The following is a 24,414-nucleotide window of genomic DNA, read 5'->3' on the forward strand; positions in this document are numbered from 1 at the left end:
TCAGTGAAATGAGCTTACCTTTTGTATCATTTTTTCTTTTGTTGTAGTTGATTTAGTAAATTCTTAACAAATTCTAAGAACAGCGGATCATTCTCTTTTTTAGGTGACCATTGCATAATAAGTTGTCGTGGAATTTTAATTTCTATCGGTTGCACGATAAAGTCATGAATGATTTGTTTATGCAGTCCTGATAACGGAACGATTGTTATACCGTTAACTTGTAAAGTAAGTGCTAATGCCGAGCTAATTGACTCTGACTCCATCACTTTATTAACTGTTATTTCATTTTTCATCAAATATGGTTCAAGTACTTCTTTACAACCAGAAAGCGGCATAATAAAAGGATAATTTTTCAACTCTTTAATAGTAAGGTTAGGTGGAATAGTCTTTGAAGAAACCATAACATAAGGATCTTCACCAATAACTTCATAATGAAATCCTGGTATTAAATTTTCTTTTATAGAAATAGAAAAATCAGCACTTCCAGAAGACAGCCAATCTAATACTTCTTGATAGCTTCCTTCTCGAACTGCAAGCACGTACTGACTTTGATCAATATTACCTAGTTGGATACACTCCGCCAAACAATATACAGTAACGGAAGGATACGTAGCTAGTACAATCTTATACAAGCTTCTATTTTTTAATTGTAAAACTGTTTCTTCAAGGTTTTCATACTCCATTAGAAGTCGATCTACACAAACTAAAAATTCCTTTCCATTTTCAGTTAACATCGTTCCTTGTCTAGAGCGATCAAATAAAGTTAAAGCATATCGTTTCTCTAATTTGTTTATGATATGAGTTATAGCGGGCTGTGTCATATGTAATTCTTTCGCTGCTAAACTAATGCTGTTCAACCGAGCCACATTTTTAAAAACTTTAAAATCAAAAACGTTCATTCTGTTCTCCTTATATAAAAGATATTTATATCATCTATAAATATCCTTCATTATATTTATCAAACCACTTCAGATACACTAATTATACACCATCAATATTACGAAAAAATAAAGCATATAAACATTAGAGGAGTGTTGATTAAATGAGTACTTACATTTTAATACATGGAGCATGGCAAGGTGAATGGGCATGGGAATTAGTAAAACCTCAACTAAAGGCTTTCGGACATACAGTTGTTACACTAGACTTACCTGGAAGTGGAAAAGATATGACTCCATCACAAAATATAACGCTAGATTCTTATGTTAATGCAGTAACAGCTACTATAAATCAACAAAATGAAAAAGTTATTCTTGTTGGACATAGTATGGGTGGAATTGTAATTACGCAAACAGCTGAACTTATACCAAATAAAATCGATAAATTAGTATATCTTTGCGCATTCTTACCACAAAACGGAGAAAGTCTTGGTAGTAAATTAGATGGTGAAGCTGGTCCACAATTCTCAATTAATGAGAATGACATGACTGCAGAACTTATACCAGAGTTGACTGAACAAACATTTTTAAATGCTACAAAAAATGCAGCTATTAAAGAATCTTCTTTCAAACAAATGCGTCCTCAGCCACTAGGACCGTTTCAACAAGAGCTAAAAATTTCTGAAGAAAACTTCGGAACTATAGATCGCATTTATATTGAAACAACTCTAGATAGAGCGATTCCAATTGATTTTCAGCGCCGAATGAATACAGAAACTCCTTGCGCGAAGGTTATTACTTTAGAAGCTGATCATTCACCGTTCTTCTCTAAAACATCAGAACTTGTTAGTCACTTACATGAATTAAGCTAAGCTTTATATTTTCCTTGTAGACACCCACTTACTGTAATACGGGTGTCTACTTTTCTTTTACCCTTCTTGACATATTCATATAAAAAAGTTAAAATAACTATAAATTAGTAAGTAACTAATTTAATTTAAAATTAGAGGTGAAAGAAATGAAAAACATTTTATTCCGTATTAACGAATTATCAAAAAAAGAAAAAGCATCTGGATTAACAGTTGATGAAAAACAAGAACAACAAATATTGCGTCAAAACTATACAAAAACATTTCGTGGAAGCTTAGATTCCATTTTATTAAACACAAAAATTGTTGATCAACATGGTCTTAACGTTACACCAGCCGCATTACAAGATGCTCAAATACGTTTAAAATTAAGCAAATGAAATCAAAGCTAAACAAACAATCGTATAAAACATAAAAAGAGCCGGAATTCCTATTTAGAAATTCCAGCTCTTTTTATTGTTTTTTCTAATTTAACATATAAACGATACATCGCAATTCTCCACGATACAATCATCGCAAATGCGAGCAAGAAAAACATTCCGCTTAACTCTGCTAAATCAATTGATTGACTTAAATATGATTTTAACGCTACTCGTACAGCCAATAACCCGACTAAAATAAATATGAATGCTTTTGACGGTTTCATATATATATGTTCGCTTCTTATTTCAAACTTAGTTGTTTTAATAAGAAATATAGAGAAAATAAGTCCTATACTAATCGCCTCTACTATTTCTAACGATGTTAATCGAAACTCCGGCAAGAAGTACATCATTGCGCCGGTACTCATAAAAATTGGCGGTAATATAATTTTCTTTTTCGTTACCGGTTTTTTCGCTGCTTTAAAGCGAAGAAACATTACTCCAACAGCCATACAAACCGCTATAATACTTGATAAAAGTGCTATCATATTCTCCACTCCTATCTATTTAAATGACTTTTTGAGCAAAATCATAAACCAAACGAACCCGATACTTATAATAACATGACCTAATCCAGCCATATGGCTTAAACCGTTAAAGTCAGTTCCATTTACTTGTAGTAGACCTCTCCATAGCATTGTAGCAATAGTAAAAATTAATCCTACATTATAAACAACAAACCATGCACGAAAGCTCTTTGTTTCTTGTACATGAAACACTTTACATAAAGCTAAAGCAATTAAAAAGAATACGAAACCGAGCACTAATACATGTGTATGCACCAATTGCAACATTGTGGATCCTTTAATTCCTTGTGCTTTCGTATACTCTCTTGCAAATACTCCTGATAATAAACCGATAATTAAGTAAATGAATGCTGCATTATATAATCTCTTCATTTTATTCCTCCTGCTGTAAACTTTCTATATTCACTGCAATCATTTTACGCAAAGTTTATGAATGGAATATGAACAAAATATTACATTCAATTTTTGAAAATAAAAAAGCCATTCCACAATTAATAATTGCGGAATGGCTTTTCAACTTATTTTAAATCTTCTATTGAGAAAGCACCTGGAAGTAATTGCTCAACAGTTACTTCTTTTTCATCACCTTTTACATTCGTTAGTAATACAGGCATTGTCGGTTCACAGAACTCAGCAATTACTTGTCTACAAGCACCACATGGTGAAATTGGTCCGTCCGTTTCGCCTGTAATAACTAAGTAACTAAAATCGCGCTCCCCTTCTGATACTGCTTTAAAGATCGCTGTTCTTTCTGCACAGTTACATAAACCGTAAGAAGCATTTTCTATATTACAACCAGTATAGATTTTACCTTCTTTCGTAACTAATGCTGCACCAACAGGAAATTTCGAATACGGAATATATGCTTTTGCTAACATCTTATTTGCTTCTTCGATATATTTTTTCTTATCCATATTATTTCCTCCTCAAAGTAAATGTAATGATGATTAATCAGTAATAACTGTATGAACTAATTTAGGAGCCACTGCTGTTTCAGCGATAGAAATGTTTTCATAAATTTTAGCTTTTACATCTTCTACATTTTCGCGATTTGCATAAATCGTTACGAACGGCTCGCCTTCTTTTACTGCATCGCCCACTTTTTTACGTAACATTAATCCTACCGCTAAATCGATTTCATCTTCTTTTGTTGCACGACCAGCACCAAGTAACATAGCAGCGATACCGATTTCATCTGCAACAATGTTAGAAATAACACCTGAAGTTTTTGCAGGTACATCAATTACATACTTAGCTTGTGGCATTTTTTCTGGATTGTCTACAATCGAGCTGTCTCCGCCTTGGTTGCTTAAGAACTCTTTAAATTTCTCAGTTGCTTTTCCATTTTTCATAACTTCAATTAACATTTCACGAGCTTCTTCTAATGTACTTGCTTTTTTCGCAAGTACAACCATTTGGCTACCTAATACGAGTACTAATTCTGTTAAATCTTCTGGACCTTCACCTTTTAAAGTATCAATCGCTTCTTTCACTTCTAGAGCGTTACCAATCGCAAAGCCAAGAGGTTGTGACATATCTGAAATAACAGCCATCGTTTGACGTCCTACGTTATTTCCGATACGTACCATTGCATGTGCTAATTCTTTTGCATCTTCTTCTGTTTTCATAAATGCGCCAGCACCTGTTTTTACATCAAGTACGATCGCATCAGCACCAGCTGCTATTTTTTTACTCATAATTGAACTTGCGATTAAAGGAATCGAGTTTACTGTTCCTGTTACATCACGAAGTGCATAGATTTTTTTATCTGCAGGTGTTAAGTTTCCTGTTTGTCCAATAACAGCAACTTTGTCACGGTTTACAATATCAATGAACTGCTCTTTCGTAATTTCAACGTGGAATCCTTCTACCGCTTCTAATTTATCAATTGTTCCGCCCGTATGTCCTAAACCACGACCAGACATTTTTGCTACTGGTACATCTAAAGCAGCTACTAATGGTCCTAATACTAATGTTGTTGTATCACCAACACCGCCAGTTGAATGTTTGTCTACTTTAATTCCTTCAATTGCTGATAAGTCGATTGTTTCTCCAGACTCCACCATTGCCATCGTTAAATCTGCACGTTCACGATCTGTCATATCTTTAAAGAAGATTGCCATTGCAAGTGCACTCACTTGATAATCAGGAATACTTCCGTCTGTATATCCATTAATAAAGAATTTGATTTCTTCAGTCGTTAATTCTTTGCCATCACGTTTTTTTGCAATAATATCTACCATTCTCATTACAATCACCATTCCTTTTTATATGATATGAATCTATTAAAATAATAAGCCAACGATTGTTGCTGATAAGAAACTTACTAATGTTGCACCGAAAAGTAATTTCAAACCAAATCTTGCGACTACATTCCCTTGCTTTTCATTTAAGCTCTTAACTGCCCCTGCAATAATTCCAATTGAAGAGAAGTTTGCAAATGAAACTAAGAATACAGATATAATCGCTGTCGTTCTATCTGAGAAATTAAAGTTGCCTTGTGCTAAATCTGTCATAGCGACAAATTCATTTGATACTAATTTTGTTGCCATAATATTTCCGGCATTAACTGCTTCATGCCAAGGTACACCCATAATAAATGCAAATGGTGCAAATACATAACCAAGAATTTCTTGGAATGAAATACCGATTACACCTTTAAATACTGCATTAATGAATGCGATAAGTGCAACGAAACCGACTAACATAGCTGCTACTGTAATCGCAACTTTAAATCCGTCTATAATATATTCTCCTAATACTTCAAAGAAAGTCTTTTTCTCTTCTTCTTGTACTTCTAACATATCTTCTTCTTCAGTAACTTCATACGGATTAATGATAGAAGCGATAATAAAACCACCGAATAAGTTAAGCACTAAAGCGGTTACAACATATTGTGGTTTTAATAACACCATATACGATCCAACGATAGACATTGAAACGGTAGACATTGCAGATGCACATAATGTATACATTCTTTTCTCTGGCAATAAGCCTAATTGTTTCTTAACTGAAATAAACACTTCAGATTGTCCTAAAATTGCAGAAGCAACAGCGTTATATGATTCTAATTTCCCCATTCCATTTACTTTACTTAATGCTAGACCGATAGATTTCACAATAATAGGTAATACTTTAATATGTTGCAAAATACCTATTAAAGCTGATATAAATACGATCGGCATTAATACACTTAAAAAGAACGAAAACTCTTTTTGATTTACTAATCCACCAAATACAAAATTCACACCGTCAGCGGCATATTTTAATAGCTCTCCAAAACCATCTGCTATTCCGCTAATTAATACATTCCCTACACTTGTATTTAATAATAAAAACCCCAAAATGAATTGTAATATAACCATCGTTATGATTGGGCGATATTTGACTTTCTTTCTATTATTACTAGCAAGCCAAGCGATACCTAAAATCAATACGAGGCCAAAAATACCAATTAAGTATTTCATAAGCCGTCTCCTCCCATTCGTATCCGCTTACATTCTTTTCAATTGTTAGAGCAATAGATACACTTTATTTTGTGTATCTATTGCTTTTGACTTCATTAATGATTAGTAGTTATCTGTAGCACCTTTTGCATCATTTAATACGATTGCAACACTAGCACTTGCTCCAACGCGAGAAGCTCCAGCAGCTACCATGTTGTCTGCATCTTCACGTGTACGAACGCCACCAGATGCTTTTACACCAACGTTTGGTCCTACTGTTTTACGCATTAATGCGATATCTTCAGCAGTTGCTCCGCCAGTTGAGAATCCAGTTGAAGTTTTTACGAAGTCAGCACCAGCTTTTACTGATAATTCACAAGCGCGTACTTTCTCTTCATCTGTTAATAGGCAAGTTTCAATGATTACTTTTACAAGAGCTTTTCCTTTTGCTGCTTGTACTACTTCATAAATATCTTTTTCAACGAACTCATTGTCACCGTCTTTTAAAGCGCCTACGTTGATTACCATGTCAACTTCAGTTGCACCTTTTGCGATAGCATCTTTTGTTTCGAAAGCTTTTGTTTCAGTCGTGCTTGCTCCTAATGGGAAACCGATTACAGTACAAACATCTACACCATGTCCAGCTAATTCTTCAGCAGCTAGCTTTACCCATGTAGGATTAATACAAACAGAAGCGAATTTATATTCCTTTGCTTCTTCGATTACTTTCATAACATCTTCTTTTGTAGTATTAGCTTTTAAAATTGTATGGTCAATTAACTTTGCAATATTCATTATCTTCACTCCTCATATCTTTTAACAACTTCATTCTAACTCTTAGTTGAACAAATGTAAATATACTTTTGAAATTTTGTTCATTCTTTTTTAGAAGGAATCTCTTGTAGTAAATAAAGCGCATTCTAACTAAGAAACACTTCATATATAAAATGAAAACTTTTATATTAACAATGGTAGTATGTATCTCAATATCCATAATTATTTTTAAAAAGGCAATTTGTATTCAAAAACACTCCCATAATTCATACATAGTAAAATAAAAGGCTTTCTCAAAATTAAAATCTTGAGAAAGCCTTTTATTTCTAATCTTTTTGATAATGTAACAATTCCTTCGCTGTATGCTGATCTATAATTAATACATTTGCATACCCGCCACGTAACGCACCATCAATTGCTTTTATTTTTCTATTACCACCAGCAACTAAAATAGAGCGTTTCTTTAATTTCAGTTCTTCTAGCTCAATTCCAATGGTCCGCTGATTAATTTCTTCACTACTAATATTTCCGTCCCCATCAAAGAATCGTGAACAAATGTCACCGACCGATTGTTTTTTGAGTAAACTCGTTTCATCCTTATCGAAATAACCTAATCGGAATAATAGTGCTTCGTCTCTCACTGTTCCTACAGTGAAAATAGCAATATTCGCTTGTTTTCCCATTTCGATAATGTGATGAATATGTCGATCCTGCTCTACTAATTCTTTTGTCACTGCATTATCAAATATAACTGGAAGGGGTAGATTTCTTGGCGTCGTTTGAAAAGCATCTGCAAATAAAGCAATAGTCTCATTCGCATATGTATTTACACTTGAATGACTAATACCACCTTTTAACTGAACAACTTCTACACCTTTTACATGTTGTGGTACAATTTTTCTAGCGATTTCATACATCGTCATTCCCCAGCTTACACCAACGATATCACCATTTTTAACCGTCTTTCCCATATACTCAGCTGCATATTTACTAATATACTCTGTAATCGTTGCATATTCTGGCACTGGAGAAAATACGACATGTGCCTCTAACAAGTTGTACTTTTCTTTTAGTAAATTCCCAACGTTATCTAAATCAGCAAATGGATCGGCTATACTAATTTGAACAAATCCTTTTTCTTTCGCGTACTTTAATAGTCTAGAGATAGTCGGCCTTGAAATATTTAATTTGTTAGCAATTTCTTGCTGACTATAATCTGACTGATAATATAACCTTGCAACTTCAACGCTTAATTGTTGTTTATCTTTATCCATAGCAACTCGTTACATATCCTTTCCTGTATTTCCTTTTCGTTACAAGCATTATACAGCTTTATGCAAGAAATTTCGACTACCGAATTTTATCCGCCTATACTGCTACTTCACTTAATGTATGCAATGACACTTTAATCAATGGTTTTTTGTCCATCCCCCTACCGATTATCAGCCCGACCCTCATAATGTAAGATTTTTTCTTATAAAGCAAACCGGTCAGGTTATTGAGGAACTTATTTTTTAAGTTCAAATTAGATACGTGTGTAAAATTTGTATGAAGGTATGAAATCAATTGTAAAATGGTAGTTTTAGAATAAGTAAATAAGAGAAATAACCACTATTGATTATTTCTCTTTTCATATACATATTTATTTTTGGAAAAACAACCTCACTCCAAATACTAATAATACTGCGCCCGTAATACCCTCTATTGTACGGTTCACTCTTTCTTTTCTTAGAAAAGTTCTTAATTGACGTATGAGTGAGATATAAAGTAAATACCATATTGCTGTCAAAGTCGTAAATGTGACTCCTAATAAAAGAAATTGAAGGAAATGATTTTGATTACTCACAATAAATTGGGGTAAAAAACTAAGGAAAAACACAGCAGTTTTTGGGTTTAAAATTGCCGTAGTAAATCCTTGTCTAAAGCTTTTAATTGCTCCAATATCCTTAGAGTCCATTTCTACTGAACCTGACATAGCTTCTTTTTTATATAAGGCACTTTTAATTGACTTTACAGCTAAGTAAATTAAATAAAAAGCCCCAGCATATTTTATAAATGTAAATAACATAGCAAATTTCATTAGGATGGCAGAGAGTCCTAGCGTGGCCATTATTGTATGAATCATCATTCCAGATATCGTTCCTAAAACAGTCTTTATCCCACCATTTTTACCATGCGAGATAGTGTTTTTTGTAACTAGTGCAAAACCAGGACCAGGCATTATTATGATTAACAGTGCTGTAAGGATAAATAACAAATAATTTTCCATGTTCTAGTATTTCCTTTCCAATTTTTAGTTTTGCTTACAGTATAACTTTTTTCATTAAAACATTACATATAAAAAGCTTGATCAGAAGTTTATCTAGGGTATTAGTATCGATTTGATTAAACATTACCCTAAAACTATATGAATAAAAAACATGACAAATTTAAATATCAAATTACAAGTCCAACTCTCACAAAAAACAGGATAAAAAATAAACAGCGGAACTAGTCCACTGTTTACTTCGCCACACCTTCATGTAATTTTTCTGTATAATCTTTTACGTCTTTCCAGCTATCTTTTGCTGTATATAAGTCTTCTTTTATGAAGGTAAATTCTTCAGGGCTGATTTCTTTAACATTTTGCAGTAAATTATTATATTTTGCCCCTACTGTATACCATTGATTTGATATATTTTGCAGTGCTGTAATTGCTGCATCAATTGTTTCAGTCATGTTTGTTGTTTTATTTTTTACATCTGTCAAAATTGCGACTTCTGCTTGTGCGCCAGAAATTCTATCCTTTAAATTGGCTATTTCTCTTTCTGCATTTGCGATATCTTTTTTCGCAATCGCAATCATCGGTCCACCTGCAAGACATGTAATTAGTGCTACGCAAAGTACGCCACCAGCAATGACCATATCATTACTCTTTTTGATTGAATCGTTATATGTATTGATTTGTTGCTCTAGAGCTGGGATACCAGCATTCGTACTTGCTAATATCGCTGTTAATTGATTTGTATCCTCTTTAAAACTATTTGTGTCTTTCGCCATTCTATCGCGAAAAGCTTTCAAATCCCTTAATAATACATCTACCTCATTTTGATTCTTTACAATATCCGCATACAACTTTTCTAAATCCGCTTTTAACTTTACGCTATCCTTTTGATCAATCGCTATTAGCATGCTATTATAATACGCTTGAAAAGTATTATTGTAATTAATAACATTTTGATCTGTTTTCATAATTTGAGGCTTCATATAATTTAACCAATACGCCGCGTTAATTTTTGCATCTCTTTGGTGCTGAATCATATTTCCTTTAAACTCACTATTAATGGAACTTATTTTACTCAAATCAGTCTCTTGCTGATTTTGAATTAATTTTGCATATGAATCCATTGCAAATATGCTCGATGTCGTTTGCGCCATAACATCTTGGAATCCAGCTGGTCCGAGAGAATAGTTTTTCGCATTTTCTTGTAGCACCTTTGCATTTGGTTCTGCTGCAAAAGGATGTAAAGGGAATGCGTTACTCGTTGCCACCCCAGCAATCATTAACGTTAAAAGACATTTTTTATAAAATCTTTTCTGCATTTTTTTCACCTATTTTCTTTATAAGGGGATAAAAAGCTCCTGCTCACAACTGAACAGGAGCTTCAAACCCTTCATCAATACGTAACGCTCTAACGCTTCGTATTTGATTAAGATTTTTTCGTATCTACTACTTTAATATCTTCAGCATAAATCTTTTCTGCATAGTCTTTAATGTTTTTCCAGCTATCTTTCGCAATGTTTAAATCTTCTTTAATGAAAACAAGGTCATTCGGACTAATTGAATCTACATTTTGAAGTAAAGAATTGTATTTTGATCCCATTGTGTACCATTGGTTTGAAATGTTTTGCAACGCTGTAATTGCAGTATCAATTGTATTTGTTAAATACTCCGTTTGTGTTTTAATGTTCGTTAACCCAGCTACTTCTAATTGAGCAGTTGTAACTTGTCCTGTTATTTTTTGAATTTCAGCTTGTGCATTATCAAGCTCTTTCTTCGCTAATACGATTCCAGCTGTACCACCACCTACAGCTGCTGCACCACCTGCAATTAATGCGACTCCTAGCGGCGTTCCTGCACCTGTAGCAATAACTACTGCACCACCGATAATTGCAATTGGGCCTAGTGCTGTTGCAACAGATGAACCGATAATAATTGCATTATATTTACTAATTGCTTCATTGTACGTTGTAATTTGATTTTGCAGAAGCGGAATTCCAGCATCTTGACTAGCTAAAATAGATGTAATTTGATTTGCATCACCTTTGAAGTTTTGCGTATCGGACGTCATTTTGTTTCGGAATTTTTTTAAGTCTTCTACTAACTGATCTACTTGCGCTTTATTTTCATTAATACTACTTGATAATCTAGTTAACCCTTTCGTAAGAGTCGCTTTATCCTTCGCATCTACCGCAGCGACTAAAGTATCATAATAGTTTTGGAATTTCGTATTGTAGTTAATGATATTTTGATTCGTTGAAATAAGCTGTGGCTTTAATACATCTAACCATTGCTTCGCATTTCCTCTAGCTGTATCTTGGTGCTGAATTACTTTCCCTTTTAAAGCCGCATCAACAGACGATACATTACCAAAGTTAACATTCCCTTGTTTAATAATTGTTAAAGCGTACAGATCCATTACTAAAGCGTTTGAACCCGTTCTTTCCATTGCATCTTTTAAGCCTTCTGGTCCTAATGAATATTCTTCATAGTCATTATAAGCTTTTGCTACCGCATGAATTGGAGCTTGTTTCACTGTACTTTCAGCTGCATACGTATGCGCCGGCATAATGTTCCCTGCTGCAAATACTGCCATAAGTGCTGATAGAGCCATTACTTTATAAGGTTTTTTTGTCATTTTTCTTCTCTCCCTATATCGCTAATTATTTTTCTGCTTAATGTACTTCAACGTTTGTAACGTAATCTTCAAATTGATTCGTTTGTTTATTCATTTCATCACTTACTTTTTTAATTTGGTTGAAATGTTTTTGAAGTAAACTACTGTCTGTATATGTGCCTTCTTCAACATTCTTTTGAATTTGGATCATATTATTGTTTAAAACTTTCCAATCCGTTAATAACGTTTCTAGAGTTGTAATTTGACGATCGATTAGTTCTGTAAAGCTACTTACTTGATCTTCAACGAATGTAATTTGTGTTGCCTCTGCTTCAGTTTGTGATAACTTTTGAATAAGTGGTAATAGCTCTTTTTGCTTTTGCTGAATGCGAAGAGCCGCTTCTCTCGTTTGGCTATCTGCAGCATTTACAATTTCATTACTTAAAGTACCGATAGAAACGAAATCAATTGTTTTCGTTTGCGCAGTTTGATTTGTAATTGTAAATACTTGTTTACCGATATTAATAGAACCTTTAATAATTTCTTGAGGTCTATTCAAAATAGTCGTTAATTCCGCTTGAATTTCCCCTTGAATTCTTTTAATATCTTCTCTTAACTTCACAATATCTCCACTTGATCCTTGTAGTGTTTTTATTGCTTCATCAGCTTTAAGTGATAAGTTGCTACTATCTTTGTCTAATACCGTTTTAAATCGATTTAATTCTAATAAGTCTTGCTCCATACTCTCTTGGATGCTTTGTACTTGCAATTGTAATTTTCCATATGCATTTGTAAAATCTGCTTTTGCTTGTTCATCTTCATTTACGTTTCCTGCTAGTTCATAGAGCTTACTATAATAACTATTAAATCTAGTACTATATCTCATCATCTCTTGATTTAAGTCGATTAGCTTCGGATTATATTCATCAATCCACTCTCGTACATTTGCCTTTGCAAACTTTTGATGATTTGTTAAGCTACTCATAGCATTTACCTTAATGTCTGGCTGTTGTAAAATAACTAATCCGTATGCTTGTATAAGTGGTGACTGTGATCCTAACATCCTAATTGAATTGGATAATGTATTTGGAGCAATTACATTTTGTGCATATACTGTTTTCACTTCTGTTTGCCCCTCCTTAGCGTAAGCGCTTACAGGAATAAAACAACTCGTAGATACTGCTGTAACCAATAACCCTGTAATTAAAGTCTTTTTCACTTTAACTCCTCCTATGTATTAGCAACTATTACTATCGCATTTTATTATTCTATTTTCTTGCACGTAATTTGAGATGGTTAAAATAGAGAACGTTCTTACCGTGATTCATATACGAACCATCTCTCCCAACTTTTATTGCTACAGTACTCACTTATCGTTCTAAAACATTTCATATGTGATTAGTATGAATAACATTGTATAAAATTTCTATTTCATAGCCATTTCCACATTCACACAGTGAATATATTACATAAAAATATTATTCATTTTAAGCTAAATAACGTACGCAAATATGAAATTTCGTTTTGTTTTCATGTAAGTTTTGTACTGTAAGGTCATTTAAACACAGCTATTTATCTATCGTAAAGAAGTATTTTCATTCCCTTTATTTTCAAGCTTTCCTGTCCTTATTTCAAAATATAATCCACTTCACTTTTTCAATTGAAATATCCATATATCACAACAAAAACTCCTACTTACTTATAGATATAAAAATTATATCAATATATCTTTTAGGTTCATATGCAATTATGCATAGCGTATACACAAAAAGGATAGCTTCACTTTCGTAAAGCTATCCTTAAAAAATCTTCTTACTTTTTCAAATGATATGGAACTGTTGTAATAACAACATTTCTTTTATAGAGTAAATACGCACGAATGAGTAAACTAGACTGATTATGAAGAATGTTATGCCAACCTTTTTTCGGAATGAACTGTGGTATAACGACAGTAACTCGGTAATTTGATTCACTCGCTTTATATTGCACTGTATCAATAAACTTTGTTAGCGGTTGAATAATACTTCTATAGTGAGAATGTAAGGTAACAAGTCTTACTTCAGGTTGCCACTTCTTCCATTTCTCTTCAAATTTCTTTTCCTCTTCTCTGTCAAAAGCAACATATACAGCGATAACTTGATCTGCAGAAAGAGCCTTCGCATAGTTCAATGAATTTTCCACCACATGAGTCATGCCCGCTACAGGAACGACAATTACATTTCCCTCAATTGGAACAAGTGGTTCACAAGTTTTTAAACTCAATTGATCGCCCACTGCATCGTAATGCTTCTTAATTCTATGGAACAAGAAGATGATGGCAGGTAAGAAAATAAGGATTGACCAAACTTGTGCAAATTTAGTTAAAAAGAACATGCTCATTACGATAAAACTAATAACTGCACCAATTAAATTAACCGTTAATCTCAAAGCCCATCCTTCAGGTTTTTCACGAAGCCATTTTAATACCATACCCGTTTGAGAAAGTGTAAATGGAATAAATACACCTACTGCATATAACGGGATTAAATGTTCTGTTTGCCCTTGGAAAGCTACAATTAAAATAATCGAAGCTATCCCAAGTATAATAATACCGTTTGAGTAACCTAGGCGGTCTCCTCTAATCGTAAACATTCTCGGTATAAATTTGTCTTTTGCAAGGTTAACTGCTAATAGTGGAAATGCAGAATAACCTGTATTAGCAGCAAGAATTAATATTAAAGCAGTTGTACCTTGTATGAAATAGTACATGAAATTACGTCCAAAAGTTTGTTCAGCAATTTGTGAAACAACTGTTACTTCCTTACTTGGATTAATTCCGTAATAATAAGCTAAAAAGACAATTCCTGAAAATAAAACGGCAAGTAATGCACCCATTGCAAGCAATGTTTTCGCTGCATTGTTAGGTGCAGGATCCTTAAAGTTTGGAATTGCGTTAGAGATTGCCTCAACACCTGTTAAAGCCGAACTACCCGATGCAAATGCTCGTAGCAGTAAGAACAAACTAATTCCCGCAACCGGCGTTCCAATCGGCGTGTGTAAAGTCGGTGAAACGTGACCAGTTAAAATATTGTATATCCCTACCCCAATTAATATAAATAGTGCTAGAACGAATAAATAAACCGGATATGCTAAAACGGAAGCTGATTCCGTTACCCCTCTTAAATTTAAAATAGTAATCAATATAACAAATATAATCGCAATGATTACATTATGTGCATGTAAACTTGGAAAAGCTGATGTGAGCGCATCTGTACCTGCGGACACACTTACTGCAACAGTTAAAATATAATCGACTAATAAAGATCCTCCAGCTATTAACCCTGGATTCATCCCTAAATTTTCTTTTGATACAACATACGCGCCTCCGCCATGAGGATAAGCAAAAATAATTTGACGATAAGATAAAATAAGGGCTGTCAATAACACTAATACCCCAACAGCGATTGGAATTGAATACCAATAAGCAATCGCTCCAAGACCTGCTAAAGCAATTAAAATTTGCTCTGGTCCGTATGCAACCGATGACAATGCGTCAGAAGATAAAATGGCTAACGCCTTCGTTTTATTAAGCTTTTGCTCTCCTAACTCAGTTGATTTTAACGGTCTTCCAATTAAAAACCTTTTAATAGATGAAACCAATGCTGTCCACTCTCCAATAATTTTGTACGAACGATTCTGCTAGTTACAGCGGATAAACAATTTCTTCAGAAAACAAAAATGTCTACAAGCCATAACGAAATAGACTTGTAGACATTATATTTTTTGTCGCACAAGCTCCACCTTCCTTCTCAATATAACGCTTACGAGGTTAGCTGTCGGATTCGGGCCTATGAGTAGCCCTACCTTTTTCAAGGATTCACCCCATTGGATTAAGTACTAATCCATAAGAACGGGTCCCCCGCACCATGCGGTTTCAGCGATTTAGAAAATTGAAACTGTGGATTATAATACTCCTTTATTTTCAAAATGTAAACAAAAATTTTGAAAAAGAAAAAAATAAAATGATTGCGCATAATCCGCTGGTAAATATACATAATGAATACTAAAAAACGATAAAGGAGACCCATATGTCTAAAGAAAAGAAGCCTATTTTTTCCGATTCCTATTTAGATGCATTAGCAAATGAAATTAATCAATTATACGGTAAACGTGAACAGGAAATAAATTTGACAGATAGAACGAAAAGAAATAAATAAGTTGTCATAAAAAAAGAAAGCAATACACTTATATATTGCTTTCTTTTTTATTTTTTCATACATCCAATTCTATTGCTGATTTGTTAAAGATCATTTCTTCATACACTTTTAAATTTTGATATACCGCACCCAATAATGGTGCTTCCATAGAAAACTGTTCTGCTACATCTAGTAAGTATCCTTGTATGTGCTTCCCTTCAATGGACGAACCTTTTTCCATATCACGCTGCATCGATGACTTCATATCATACGAAATTTTATCAATTGTTTTCATATGTTCCTGGGCAATATCTTCCTTAATTGGTGCCCCTATATATCTCATGATTTGCACACATTCTTCAAATAAGTTTTGAATAAAATCACGTCCACCTTCGCTTTCACGAATCGGTCCTATTGGTGCACGCATTAATGTTGTCACACCTGACATTACAGTAATAAATAAATATTTATGCCACATATCTTGCGTAATATTTTCACTTAAAACAAAACTAGATTTCGTACCTGCAAATGCTTTAGCAATATGCTGTATTCTCTCTGAATCTTGAAACTTCATTTCTCCAAACAGAAGTCTGTTGGCAGCGCTAGTTTGTACAATTTCTCCTTGATCGTTTAACGTCGTCTCGATAAAACATAGACCGCCAATCACTTTCTCTTCACCAAATTCTTTTTGTAATAGTGATACATGAGCAATACCATTTAACAATGGAATGATGACAGTATTTTCACCTACAAACGGCTTCAAATCTTGAATCGCCTCGTTTAAGTGATACGCTTTTGTTGAAAATAAAATGACATCAAATGGAGAAGTTCGATCTTCTTTCGTTATTAATTTCGGTTGGAAGGAAAAATCCCCATTCACACTACGAATAACAAGTCCCTTTTCCTCTAATTGCTGTTTTCTTTTACTACGAACAAGAAACGTAACATCTTCCCCTTTTTCGACTAATCGGCCACCAAAAAATCCTCCGACGCCACCAGCTCCTAATACTAAAATACGCATACAACATCCCCCTTTTCAAAATACAATTTTATAACATGTAGTATACATAACATTATACATGTCCTCTACTAAATAAGCTGAATTTTCATTCTTAATCAAGTATAAAACAGTGGTTATTTTCAAATAAATTTGGGCATGTTGTTTTTATAGCATATATGAAAGGAAACAATGTAAATGGAGGCAATACAGACAATCGAGGAAAAAGATGTAGCAACAGCTATATTTCAATTTATATTCCCGTTTTCTTTTAAAACCGGATATGAACAAAATATGTTCCCTTTCTTACAGAAAAATGATTTTCGCCCTTTTCGACTCGATCATCTTGAAAATGAAAATACATACTACGGAAAGTTTCAAGTTTCACATCAAAATATGGAAGCATACTATCTTTCATTTACAAATAAAATTCTATTTCCTCACTCAGAGCACCAAAAAGGATTGCAGCGCTATTCTAAAGACCTTAACTTAACTGGACATTTAACAACAAATTTGATTTCCGTTCCATTCAAAATTCATTCTATTGACGTAACACTTTGTCCTTATGAGCTTGGCTTCTTAACAATTCGGACAGAAGTAGAAACCGCTCCAAACATGACATTGTCAGAAGCAATCGAATTTGCCGCCCGCTTCCGTGTCCTTGAAACTAAAAATGATACAACTGAAACTATCTGTATTGAATGTAACGGAAAACAATATTCACAAGTAGAGAAGCTCATATTCGGCGATTTATTTCATGGCTTAACAGACTTCTTTGAGAAAAAGAGATTGCGGAGTTCTTACTTTCAAACATTCCCCTTCTTTGAAGATCAACGAATGTATGTACAAACTTTATTATCCATAAACAAAAAGTCAGACCTTCATGTAATCGATGTATACCGAGCTTCCAGTCTTTCCGGATTAACAGACAATGGCAAGCCCTATATTAGCGCAAATAATGTTCCTTATATTCAAGATTATTTAACAAAACATTCTTATCAAAGATGGGCTCCTAATCGCTACTTTATTATGGAAGAACATATTTTCACATGTATAACAAACGAGGATGAACACGAATTCGCTAAACTTGCTAGTCAAATGTACGGAGAGTTTTATTACGCTTTGTTATTAAATCTATTTCATAAAGTTGTTTTATTAAAAATGGCAAACGCTTATGCTGAACTAAACATTGATCAAGATACAAATGAAATAGAGAAATTAATTTATTCAATCAATTCATTTACAGCGAATTACTTTTCTTTAGAGTTAGTATCCCAATCACAGAGTGAAGATATTTTTTTCCGCTTAAGAAAACTATTTAATATTGAAGTACTTTACTCGAATGCAAAACAAAATCTCGATAGTTTGTTTAAATATCAAGAAAATGTCGCTTCTAAAAAAGATAGCCTTTTACTATTAATTTTAACGCTCTACTCTGTAGTAGGCCAAATGTTAGGGTTTACTATGATTGATCTTTTAAGAAACACCGATTCAAACAAAATCTCGTCGCCACTTGAATTTTTCGCACTTTTAATAGCAATCAGCGGCATAGTCATTTCATTTATTTTAGGCGCGCAAAGTTTATACCAATGGAGTCTACAACATAAACGAAGAAAATCATGGGTAAAACAAACTGTACTTTCTGCTGTGAAAGAGAAAGATGATAAGAAGTAAAGAAGGTTATTTTCAAATTACAAATACGTGGTACGCTTCAGTAAATGAAATTTTTATTAGCGATTTTTAAATTCTATCGACTTACCGACAAAAACTGACAAAAAAAGTACCGCATAGTAAAAAAAGTACTCCAAAATAAAATTTGGAGTACTTTTTTATTACACTAATTTATCTTACTTTCCTGCTTCGATTTTCTCTAATGCAGCAGCTACTTGCTCTTCAGTTAATTCGTGTTGCACGATATAACGATTACGTGGGTGTACACGACATTCATGAGAACATGCACGTAAATGTTTTGCTTCGTTTTCTTCAGAACATAAAATTTTCTTATTACATTCTGGATTTGCACAGTTTACATAGCGCTCACAAGGTTCACCTGTAAAGTGGTCTTTACCAACGATAACATGCTCTTTTTGGTTTACTGGTACAGAGATACGCTCATCGAACACGTAACATTGTCCATCCCAAAGCTCACCTTGTACTTCTGGGTCTTTGCCGTACGTTACAATACCGCCGTGAAGCTGACCTACATCTTCGTAACCTTCACGAACTAACCAACCAGAAAACTTCTCACAACGAATTCCGCCTGTACAGTATGTTAAAATCTTTTTACCTTCAAGTGTTTCTTTGTTTTCTCTAATCCAATCTGGTAATTCACGGAATGATTCGATATCTGGTTTAATTGCACCCTTGAAGTGTCCTAAATCAAACTCATAATCATTTCGTGCATCAATAATAACTGTATCTTCTTGTTTCATTGCTTCATAAAAATCTTTTGGCTCTAAATACTTTCCAGTTATTTCGTGTGGGTTAATGTCATCTTCTAGACGAAGTGTCACTAACTCTGGACGAGGACGTACGTGCATTTTCTTGAATGCGTGCCCTTCTTCTTCATCTATTTTAAATACGATACCGTCAAAGCGTGGATCGTTGTTCATTGCTTCCATGTATTTCTCTGTTTGTTCTACAGTTCCAGAACAAGTTCCGTTAATTCCTTCTTTAGCTACAAGGATTCTTCCTTTTAATTCAAGTGAATTACAAAATGCTAAATGCTCTGCAGCGAATTCTTCAGGGTTTTCAATTGTTGTATACATGTAATATAGTAATACTCTGTATGGTTTTGTAGTTGCCAATGTATTTCTACCACCTATCTAATTTTTAAAATCATGTATAAGTTAACGTTCATATCAAAACATATATAATAAGAAAATGTATCCAAAGTTTTATGCATCCCATTTTCTTCTCTTTATACTATTTTCTATAAGTTAACAAAAATAAAAAACAAGATTACACATCAAAACACTATGGTTAAGTTGTAATCCCAATATATTATATATCATACAAATGCAATTCCATCAATTAATATGCTGTATTATAGGCTTTATGTTCACATAAATTTCAAAAATAGCCCTTTAATTCATTATGTTTCCCCACGTCATCACACCATAAACTCCCAATTTTTTATAACACGACACCATCTATTGCAGCAAGGCATATAATTTGCACTAAGGAAACATTTGTGTTCAAATAAAAATATCATCTAATACATCTAAATGTATTGAAATAAACAATAAGAATACTTACAATAATTTCATCAAGTTAACATTTCAAAGGGGAAAACTACTATGAATAAAGATATATCAAAAGATGAACAAGTCCCTTCTCAAAGTACAACTGTTCAATCCGCACACTTAGCTTTAAGTGGCGAAACGAAAGGCTGGAAACGACTGTTACCGTTTTTAGGACCCGCTTTTATCGCATCCGTAGCTTATATTGACCCTGGTAACTTTGCTACAAATATCGCAGCTGGTTCACAATACGGATATTTACTATTATGGGTTATATTCGCTTCTAACTTAATGGCAGTATTAATTCAAACTTTATCAGCTAAATTAGGAATTGCTACGGGAAATAATTTACCTGAAATAGCTCGCGAGCACTTTCCAAAACCTGTGTCTATCGGCTTATGGATACAAGGTGAACTCGTTATTATGGCTACAGATTTAGCTGAATTTATCGGGGCAGCACTCGGATTGTATTTATTATTTGGAATTCCTATGTTACCAGCTGCTTTAATTACAGCAGTCGGATCATTTATTATTCTTGAGTTTCAACGCAGAGGATTTCGCCCACTAGAAGCTATTATTACAGGGATGATTTTTATTGTAGTAATAGCATTTGGAATCCAAGTTTTTTATGCAAAACCAGAATTAAGTCCCCTTCTTTCCGGACTATTTATTCCGAAATTCCAAGGTGTAGACAGTATATTACTTGCAGCAGGGATATTAGGTGCGACAGTAATGCCACATGCAATCTATTTACATTCTGCATTGACACAACGCCGCGTGGTTGGAACAACTGACGAACAAAAGAAAAAGATTTTCCGTTTCGAATTTATTGATATCATTATTGCAATGGTTATCGCTGGAGCAATTAATGCGAGTATGTTAATTGTTGCTGCTGCACTATTCTTTAAAAATGGCTTGCATGTTGAAGATCTTGATGTTGCTTTTAACCAGTTCAGTACTTTAGTCGGTCCAGTATCGGCTGCTTTATTTGGAATTGGGCTCTTATCAGCAGGACTATCTAGCTCTTCTGTCGGTACAATGTCAGGTGACATTATTATGCAAGGATTCATTCGAATGCATATTCCGTTATATTTACGCCGCTTTATTACAATGATTCCACCCTTAGTTATTATCGCTTTAGGAGTAAATCCAACTTACGCTCTAGTCATGAGCCAAGTCGTCTTATCATTCGGTATTGCTTTTGCATTAGTACCACTTATTATGTTTACAAGCAGTAAAAAAATTATGGGTGCACTCGTTAACCACCGCATAACAACCTTTTTCGCTTGGATTATTGCTGCACTTGTTATCATTTTAAATATTTTCTTACTGTATCAAACATTTATAGGATAATGAAAAAAGGTATTCCAATAAAACTGGAATACCTTTTTTCATTACCACTTATGTATGTACCTCTTTCTGGCATTATCGCACCTTTTTCAGTTCGAAAGTAAAGTGGTAATCCTTCCGAGAAAAATATACTCACCTTGGATGGATCCTGCCTTTGGTGATGTATATGTAAATGCGGCTCACTTGAACTTCCTGAGTTACCGACTTGAGCAAGAACCTCTCCCTCATTTACATGTTGTCCTTCCCTCACTTTAATTGAGTCTTTCTTTAAATGCGCCAGAACCATAAATGTCCCTGATTCGTCTAGTCGTAAATAAACATGATTCCCCGCCATTGACTGGAAATCATCCGATCCCGGAACTATATCTTTTTCATCATTATTGATTGATACAACTGTTCCATTAGCTGGTGCCATTACTTCCGCCCCATATATTCCATAATCCTCTAACATACTACTTTTCACTTCAGCAGGCGGAATAAGAATATCATACGCCCCATCGTTCATTTGGTTTGATAACGTGATAGTTCGTTTCTAACCGATCGCCGCCCCAGCCCACTAGTGCTCGTTCATTTAAAGGAAAACGAACGACTATTTTAGGGCTCATAGAATGTACATCTGCTGGGTAAGCAAGTCCGCCTATGTTAGCAAACCACCCTAAAGGCCAAGCTCCAATTATAGAGAAAAGAACGATGAAGAGTAGCGTTCTATCTATTCGCTTTCTGAAAATGCCTTTCCACACAAATAGTAATACTGAACCTATCAAAATAAAGATTGATACTAAACTAAATGCTTGTATAATCCACCAAAAAATGACTATTATAACACCATTAGCTAAATAAACTACACTCCAACTTATAATTAAAAACGCAACTAAAATTACTAATACATATTTCTTCCACATGTTGTATCCCCACTCTCATATCTTTGTTCTACATGATACGAAGTGAAAATTACGACATACAAAAGAAATACTTACGACTTTCTTATATTTCTTTATACTGCGGTAAAACGATAGTGAAAACCGTTTCTTTATCGTTACTACGTACAGTGATATCTCCTTTATGAAGTTCCCCTATACTTCTCGCAATTGCAAGTCCCATTCCTTTTCCACCCGTATGAGAGCTACGTGATTTTTCACCACGATAAAACTTCTCAAAAACGTAAGGAAGGTTCTCATTCGGAATGCATTGTCCAAAATTTTCAATTTCTATTTCAACATTCATGTTTCTTTTAGAAATTTGAATCAAAATCTGTTTTCCGTCTTTCCCGTACATAATACTATTATTAATTACATTTTCGAACAGCCTCACCATAAGCGCTACATCCACTTCCACATGTAACTCCTTATCACCGTTAATATAAAAGCTCATATCGGCATCATCTAGTAATGGTACAAAATCAATCATGATTTGTTCAATGAACGCTTTCATATTTACTACACTTTTATTTAATTCAATCTCCCTATAATTTATTTGACAATATTCTAATAAATCATCTACTTGATTTTTCAATTCATAACTTTTTCGCTTTAATATACTTACATACTGTTCACATTCTTCTCCATTTGAATGAAGCTGATTTCCTAACAGGTCCGCGTAACCGATTATAGATGTTACAGGTGTTCGTAAGTCATGAGAAATATTACTAATCATTTCAGTTTTCATTTCCTGCGATTTTTTTTCATTTTCGATAGACTCTTTTAAACTTTTAGCCATTCTATTAACATTCGCTGCTAATTCACCAATCTCGTCATTTTTTGAAATAGGTATATGTATTTCTAAATTACCATTACTTATTTCTTTCACGTTCTTATTTATTTCAGATAACCTTTTCATCATTGTTTTTGTCATGAATGCAAAGTATATTGTAGTAAAAGTTAAAAAAGCTATTAAATATAACAATGAATATTTTTCCTCTAATCCAGTAATATGACTATATATATTTCCAACTACAATTTGAAACGCTATTATACTTACAGTTGCTAACAAAATGCTACATATGAATGCGATAAAAAACTTAGCTCTAATGCCTTGTAATGATTTAATCTTCAATTTTATATCCGACTCCCCAAACATTTTGAATAAACTTCGGCTCTTTTGGATTCGCTTCAATTTTATTTCTTAATCTTGCAATATGAACCATTACTGTATTATTACTTTCATAGGCTCTTTCTTTCCAAACGCTCTCATATATTTCTTCAATAGTGAACACACGATTCTTTGCAGCGGCCATTAAGTACAAAATATCATATTCAGTTTTCGTAAGATTGATTGTTTCTCCATATAACATTACTGTTCTCGACACTTCATCGATTTCTAACCCTCTAATGTTTATTTTCATTTCTATTACTTGGGCAGCATTTTGATTGAAATATGTATACCTTCTTAATTGAGCTTTCACTCTCGCTATAAATTCAATTGTACTGAACGGCTTCACAATATAATCATCTGCCCCAGTACTAAACCCAATTACTTTATCTACATCCGATGATTTCGCGCTTAAAAACATAATTGGTAAACTATGTTTCTCTCTAATCCTTCTACACAATTCTATCCCATCCATATGTGGCATCATAATATCCAAAATAGCAAGTTGAATACTGTTATTATTTATTATTTTTAAAGCCTCTTCTCCGTTATGAGCACTAAAAACTTTAAAACCTTCTTGCATTAAATTCGCGTTAACAAATCGAACAATATCTTGATCATCATCTACAATTAAAATTGAGTTTTTCTCCATATACAAACCTCTTTTTGAAATATATTCCACAATCAATTTTATCACAAATTAAAACCATACTTCCCTCTTGAATAATCTTTATTTTCAGACTAAATTATATAATAACAACACATTCTA

At 33.6% G+C, this 24,414-nt stretch carries 22 protein-coding genes, 1 pseudogene and 1 riboswitch; of the genes and pseudogenes, 5 read left to right on the forward strand and 18 right to left on the reverse strand.

Going from position 1 to position 24,414, the window contains the following annotated elements; translation table 11 throughout:
* Window positions 1-26: 26 nt before the first annotated feature.
* Window positions 27-899, reverse strand: coding sequence for a LysR family transcriptional regulator (locus tag DN393_RS26960; RefSeq protein WP_064476398.1), 873 nt, complete (start codon window positions 897-899; stop codon window positions 27-29).
* 143 nt (window positions 900-1,042) lie between these two features.
* On the opposite strand from DN393_RS26960, the gene DN393_RS26965 reads away from it, so the two are divergent.
* A complete protein-coding gene (locus DN393_RS26965; RefSeq protein WP_064476399.1) occupies window positions 1,043-1,750 on the forward strand; it encodes an alpha/beta fold hydrolase in 708 nt (235 codons plus the stop codon).
* Between the two features lie 146 nt (window positions 1,751-1,896).
* On the forward strand, window positions 1,897-2,127 hold the full coding sequence (locus tag DN393_RS26970; RefSeq protein ID WP_064476400.1) for a DUF896 domain-containing protein: 231 nt from the start codon (window positions 1,897-1,899) through the stop codon (window positions 2,125-2,127).
* Window positions 2,128-2,177: 50 nt separating this feature from the next.
* Here the strand turns inward: DN393_RS26970 and DN393_RS26975 are convergent, their stop codons facing one another.
* The 12 genes from DN393_RS26975 to DN393_RS27030 all read right to left on the reverse strand — a co-directional run bounded on the left by DN393_RS26975 (window position 2,178) and on the right by DN393_RS27030 (window position 15,432).
* Entirely contained in the window at window positions 2,178-2,657 is a 480-nt protein-coding gene (locus DN393_RS26975) for a CcdC family protein (RefSeq protein ID WP_064476401.1), read from the reverse strand.
* A 15-nt stretch (window positions 2,658-2,672) separates the two neighbouring features.
* A complete protein-coding gene (locus tag DN393_RS26980; RefSeq protein ID WP_064476402.1) occupies window positions 2,673-3,068 on the reverse strand; it encodes a DUF2871 domain-containing protein in 396 nt (131 codons plus the stop codon).
* A gap of 146 nt (window positions 3,069-3,214) precedes the next feature.
* Complete coding sequence (locus tag DN393_RS26985) at window positions 3,215-3,610, reverse strand: cytidine deaminase (protein WP_064476403.1); 396 nt, start codon at window positions 3,608-3,610, stop codon at window positions 3,215-3,217.
* A 33-nt stretch (window positions 3,611-3,643) separates the two neighbouring features.
* Window positions 3,644-4,945 carry a pyrimidine-nucleoside phosphorylase gene (locus tag DN393_RS26990; protein WP_064476404.1) on the reverse strand — a complete coding sequence of 434 codons (1,302 nt, stop codon included), beginning with the start codon at window positions 4,943-4,945 and terminating at the stop codon, window positions 3,644-3,646.
* A gap of 36 nt (window positions 4,946-4,981) precedes the next feature.
* Complete coding sequence (locus DN393_RS26995) at window positions 4,982-6,163, reverse strand: NupC/NupG family nucleoside CNT transporter (protein ID WP_064476405.1); 1,182 nt, start codon at window positions 6,161-6,163, stop codon at window positions 4,982-4,984.
* A gap of 102 nt (window positions 6,164-6,265) precedes the next feature.
* Entirely contained in the window at window positions 6,266-6,937 is a 672-nt protein-coding gene (gene deoC, locus DN393_RS27000; protein WP_088048516.1) for a deoxyribose-phosphate aldolase, read from the reverse strand.
* A gap of 305 nt (window positions 6,938-7,242) precedes the next feature.
* A complete protein-coding gene (locus tag DN393_RS27005) occupies window positions 7,243-8,190 on the reverse strand; it encodes a sugar-binding transcriptional regulator (RefSeq protein ID WP_064476407.1) in 948 nt (315 codons plus the stop codon).
* 368 nt (window positions 8,191-8,558) lie between these two features.
* Window positions 8,559-9,185: a LysE family translocator gene (locus tag DN393_RS27010; RefSeq protein ID WP_064476408.1), complete on the reverse strand. Its 627-nt coding sequence runs from the start codon at window positions 9,183-9,185 to the stop codon at window positions 8,559-8,561.
* A gap of 233 nt (window positions 9,186-9,418) precedes the next feature.
* Window positions 9,419-10,498, reverse strand: a complete 1,080-nt coding sequence (gene nheC, locus DN393_RS27015; RefSeq protein WP_064476409.1) for a non-hemolytic enterotoxin NHE subunit C — start codon at window positions 10,496-10,498, stop codon at window positions 9,419-9,421.
* Between the two features lie 107 nt (window positions 10,499-10,605).
* Window positions 10,606-11,814 (reverse strand): non-hemolytic enterotoxin NHE subunit B, encoded by a 1,209-nt coding sequence (gene nheB / locus DN393_RS27020; protein ID WP_064476410.1) that lies wholly within the window; start codon window positions 11,812-11,814, stop codon window positions 10,606-10,608.
* A gap of 37 nt (window positions 11,815-11,851) precedes the next feature.
* Window positions 11,852-13,012 (reverse strand): non-hemolytic enterotoxin NHE subunit A, encoded by a 1,161-nt coding sequence (nheA, locus tag DN393_RS27025; protein WP_046959101.1) that lies wholly within the window; start codon window positions 13,010-13,012, stop codon window positions 11,852-11,854.
* 593 nt (window positions 13,013-13,605) lie between these two features.
* Window positions 13,606-15,432 carry an APC family permease gene (locus tag DN393_RS27030; protein ID WP_000254869.1) on the reverse strand — a complete coding sequence of 609 codons (1,827 nt, stop codon included), beginning with the start codon at window positions 15,430-15,432 and terminating at the stop codon, window positions 13,606-13,608.
* A 143-nt stretch (window positions 15,433-15,575) separates the two neighbouring features.
* A riboswitch (cyclic di-AMP (ydaO/yuaA leader) is annotated at window positions 15,576-15,722 on the reverse strand.
* Window positions 15,723-15,860: 138 nt separating this feature from the next.
* Here DN393_RS27030 and DN393_RS32235 point away from each other — a divergent pair.
* The gene (locus DN393_RS32235; RefSeq protein WP_000031869.1) at window positions 15,861-15,989 is read left to right on the forward strand and encodes a hypothetical protein; all 129 of its coding nucleotides are present in this window, start codon (window positions 15,861-15,863) and stop codon (window positions 15,987-15,989) included.
* Window positions 15,990-16,044: 55 nt separating this feature from the next.
* Here the strand turns inward: DN393_RS32235 and panE are convergent, their stop codons facing one another.
* Window positions 16,045-16,989 carry a 2-dehydropantoate 2-reductase gene (gene panE / locus DN393_RS27035; RefSeq protein ID WP_078183608.1) on the reverse strand — a complete coding sequence of 315 codons (945 nt, stop codon included), beginning with the start codon at window positions 16,987-16,989 and terminating at the stop codon, window positions 16,045-16,047.
* A gap of 174 nt (window positions 16,990-17,163) precedes the next feature.
* On the opposite strand from panE, the gene DN393_RS27040 reads away from it, so the two are divergent.
* Window positions 17,164-18,639, forward strand: coding sequence for a hypothetical protein (locus DN393_RS27040; protein ID WP_064476412.1), 1,476 nt, complete (start codon window positions 17,164-17,166; stop codon window positions 18,637-18,639).
* 173 nt (window positions 18,640-18,812) lie between these two features.
* Here the strand turns inward: DN393_RS27040 and trhO are convergent, their stop codons facing one another.
* Window positions 18,813-19,772, reverse strand: a complete 960-nt coding sequence (trhO, locus tag DN393_RS27045) for an oxygen-dependent tRNA uridine(34) hydroxylase TrhO (RefSeq protein ID WP_000246220.1) — start codon at window positions 19,770-19,772, stop codon at window positions 18,813-18,815.
* A 492-nt stretch (window positions 19,773-20,264) separates the two neighbouring features.
* Here trhO and DN393_RS27050 point away from each other — a divergent pair, with 492 nt between their 5' ends.
* Window positions 20,265-21,560, forward strand: coding sequence for an Nramp family divalent metal transporter (locus tag DN393_RS27050; RefSeq protein WP_064476413.1), 1,296 nt, complete (start codon window positions 20,265-20,267; stop codon window positions 21,558-21,560).
* Here the strand turns inward: DN393_RS27050 and DN393_RS27055 are convergent.
* The 3 genes and pseudogenes from DN393_RS27055 to DN393_RS27065 all read right to left on the reverse strand — a co-directional run bounded on the left by DN393_RS27055 (window position 21,550) and on the right by DN393_RS27065 (window position 24,297).
* Window positions 21,550-22,459: pseudogene (locus tag DN393_RS27055) on the reverse strand (M23 family metallopeptidase). The gene DN393_RS27050 and the pseudogene DN393_RS27055 sit on opposite strands and share 11 nt — an antisense overlap.
* Before the next feature lie 82 nt (window positions 22,460-22,541).
* Complete coding sequence (locus DN393_RS27060) at window positions 22,542-23,609, reverse strand: sensor histidine kinase (protein WP_149174120.1); 1,068 nt, start codon at window positions 23,607-23,609, stop codon at window positions 22,542-22,544.
* A complete protein-coding gene (locus DN393_RS27065) occupies window positions 23,599-24,297 on the reverse strand; it encodes a response regulator transcription factor (protein ID WP_064476415.1) in 699 nt (232 codons plus the stop codon). Before DN393_RS27065 ends, DN393_RS27060 begins: the two co-directional genes overlap by 11 nt.
* Window positions 24,298-24,414: the final 117 nt, after the last annotated feature.

This window comes from Bacillus sp. BPN334 (assembly GCF_008368885.1).
GTDB lineage: Bacteria > Bacillota > Bacilli > Bacillales > Bacillaceae_G > Bacillus_A > Bacillus_A wiedmannii.

Excerpts from the sequence above, each read along its gene's own strand:
- DN393_RS26960 (WP_064476398.1), bottom strand. The coding sequence starts at position 899 with ATGAACGTTTTTGATTTTAAAGTTTTTAAAAATGTGGCTCGGTTGAAC.
- DN393_RS26965 (WP_064476399.1), top strand. The coding sequence starts at position 1,043 with ATGAGTACTTACATTTTAATACATGGAGCATGGCAAGGTGAATGGGCA.
- DN393_RS26970 (WP_064476400.1), top strand. The coding sequence starts at position 1,897 with ATGAAAAACATTTTATTCCGTATTAACGAATTATCAAAAAAAGAAAAA.
- DN393_RS26975 (WP_064476401.1), bottom strand. The coding sequence starts at position 2,657 with ATGATAGCACTTTTATCAAGTATTATAGCGGTTTGTATGGCTGTTGGA.
- DN393_RS26980 (WP_064476402.1), bottom strand. The coding sequence starts at position 3,068 with ATGAAGAGATTATATAATGCAGCATTCATTTACTTAATTATCGGTTTA.
- DN393_RS26985 (WP_064476403.1), bottom strand. The coding sequence starts at position 3,610 with ATGGATAAGAAAAAATATATCGAAGAAGCAAATAAGATGTTAGCAAAA.
- DN393_RS26990 (WP_064476404.1), bottom strand. The coding sequence starts at position 4,945 with ATGAGAATGGTAGATATTATTGCAAAAAAACGTGATGGCAAAGAATTA.
- DN393_RS26995 (WP_064476405.1), bottom strand. The coding sequence starts at position 6,163 with ATGAAATACTTAATTGGTATTTTTGGCCTCGTATTGATTTTAGGTATC.
- deoC (WP_088048516.1), bottom strand. The coding sequence starts at position 6,937 with ATGAATATTGCAAAGTTAATTGACCATACAATTTTAAAAGCTAATACT.
- DN393_RS27005 (WP_064476407.1), bottom strand. The coding sequence starts at position 8,190 with ATGGATAAAGATAAACAACAATTAAGCGTTGAAGTTGCAAGGTTATAT.
- DN393_RS27010 (WP_064476408.1), bottom strand. The coding sequence starts at position 9,185 with ATGGAAAATTATTTGTTATTTATCCTTACAGCACTGTTAATCATAATA.
- nheC (WP_064476409.1), bottom strand. The coding sequence starts at position 10,498 with ATGCAGAAAAGATTTTATAAAAAATGTCTTTTAACGTTAATGATTGCT.
- nheB (WP_064476410.1), bottom strand. The coding sequence starts at position 11,814 with ATGACAAAAAAACCTTATAAAGTAATGGCTCTATCAGCACTTATGGCA.
- DN393_RS32235 (WP_000031869.1), top strand. The coding sequence starts at position 15,861 with ATGTCTAAAGAAAAGAAGCCTATTTTTTCCGATTCCTATTTAGATGCA.
- panE (WP_078183608.1), bottom strand. The coding sequence starts at position 16,989 with ATGCGTATTTTAGTATTAGGAGCTGGTGGCGTCGGAGGATTTTTTGGT.
- DN393_RS27040 (WP_064476412.1), top strand. The coding sequence starts at position 17,164 with ATGGAGGCAATACAGACAATCGAGGAAAAAGATGTAGCAACAGCTATA.
- DN393_RS27050 (WP_064476413.1), top strand. The coding sequence starts at position 20,265 with ATGAATAAAGATATATCAAAAGATGAACAAGTCCCTTCTCAAAGTACA.
- DN393_RS27065 (WP_064476415.1), bottom strand. The coding sequence starts at position 24,297 with ATGGAGAAAAACTCAATTTTAATTGTAGATGATGATCAAGATATTGTT.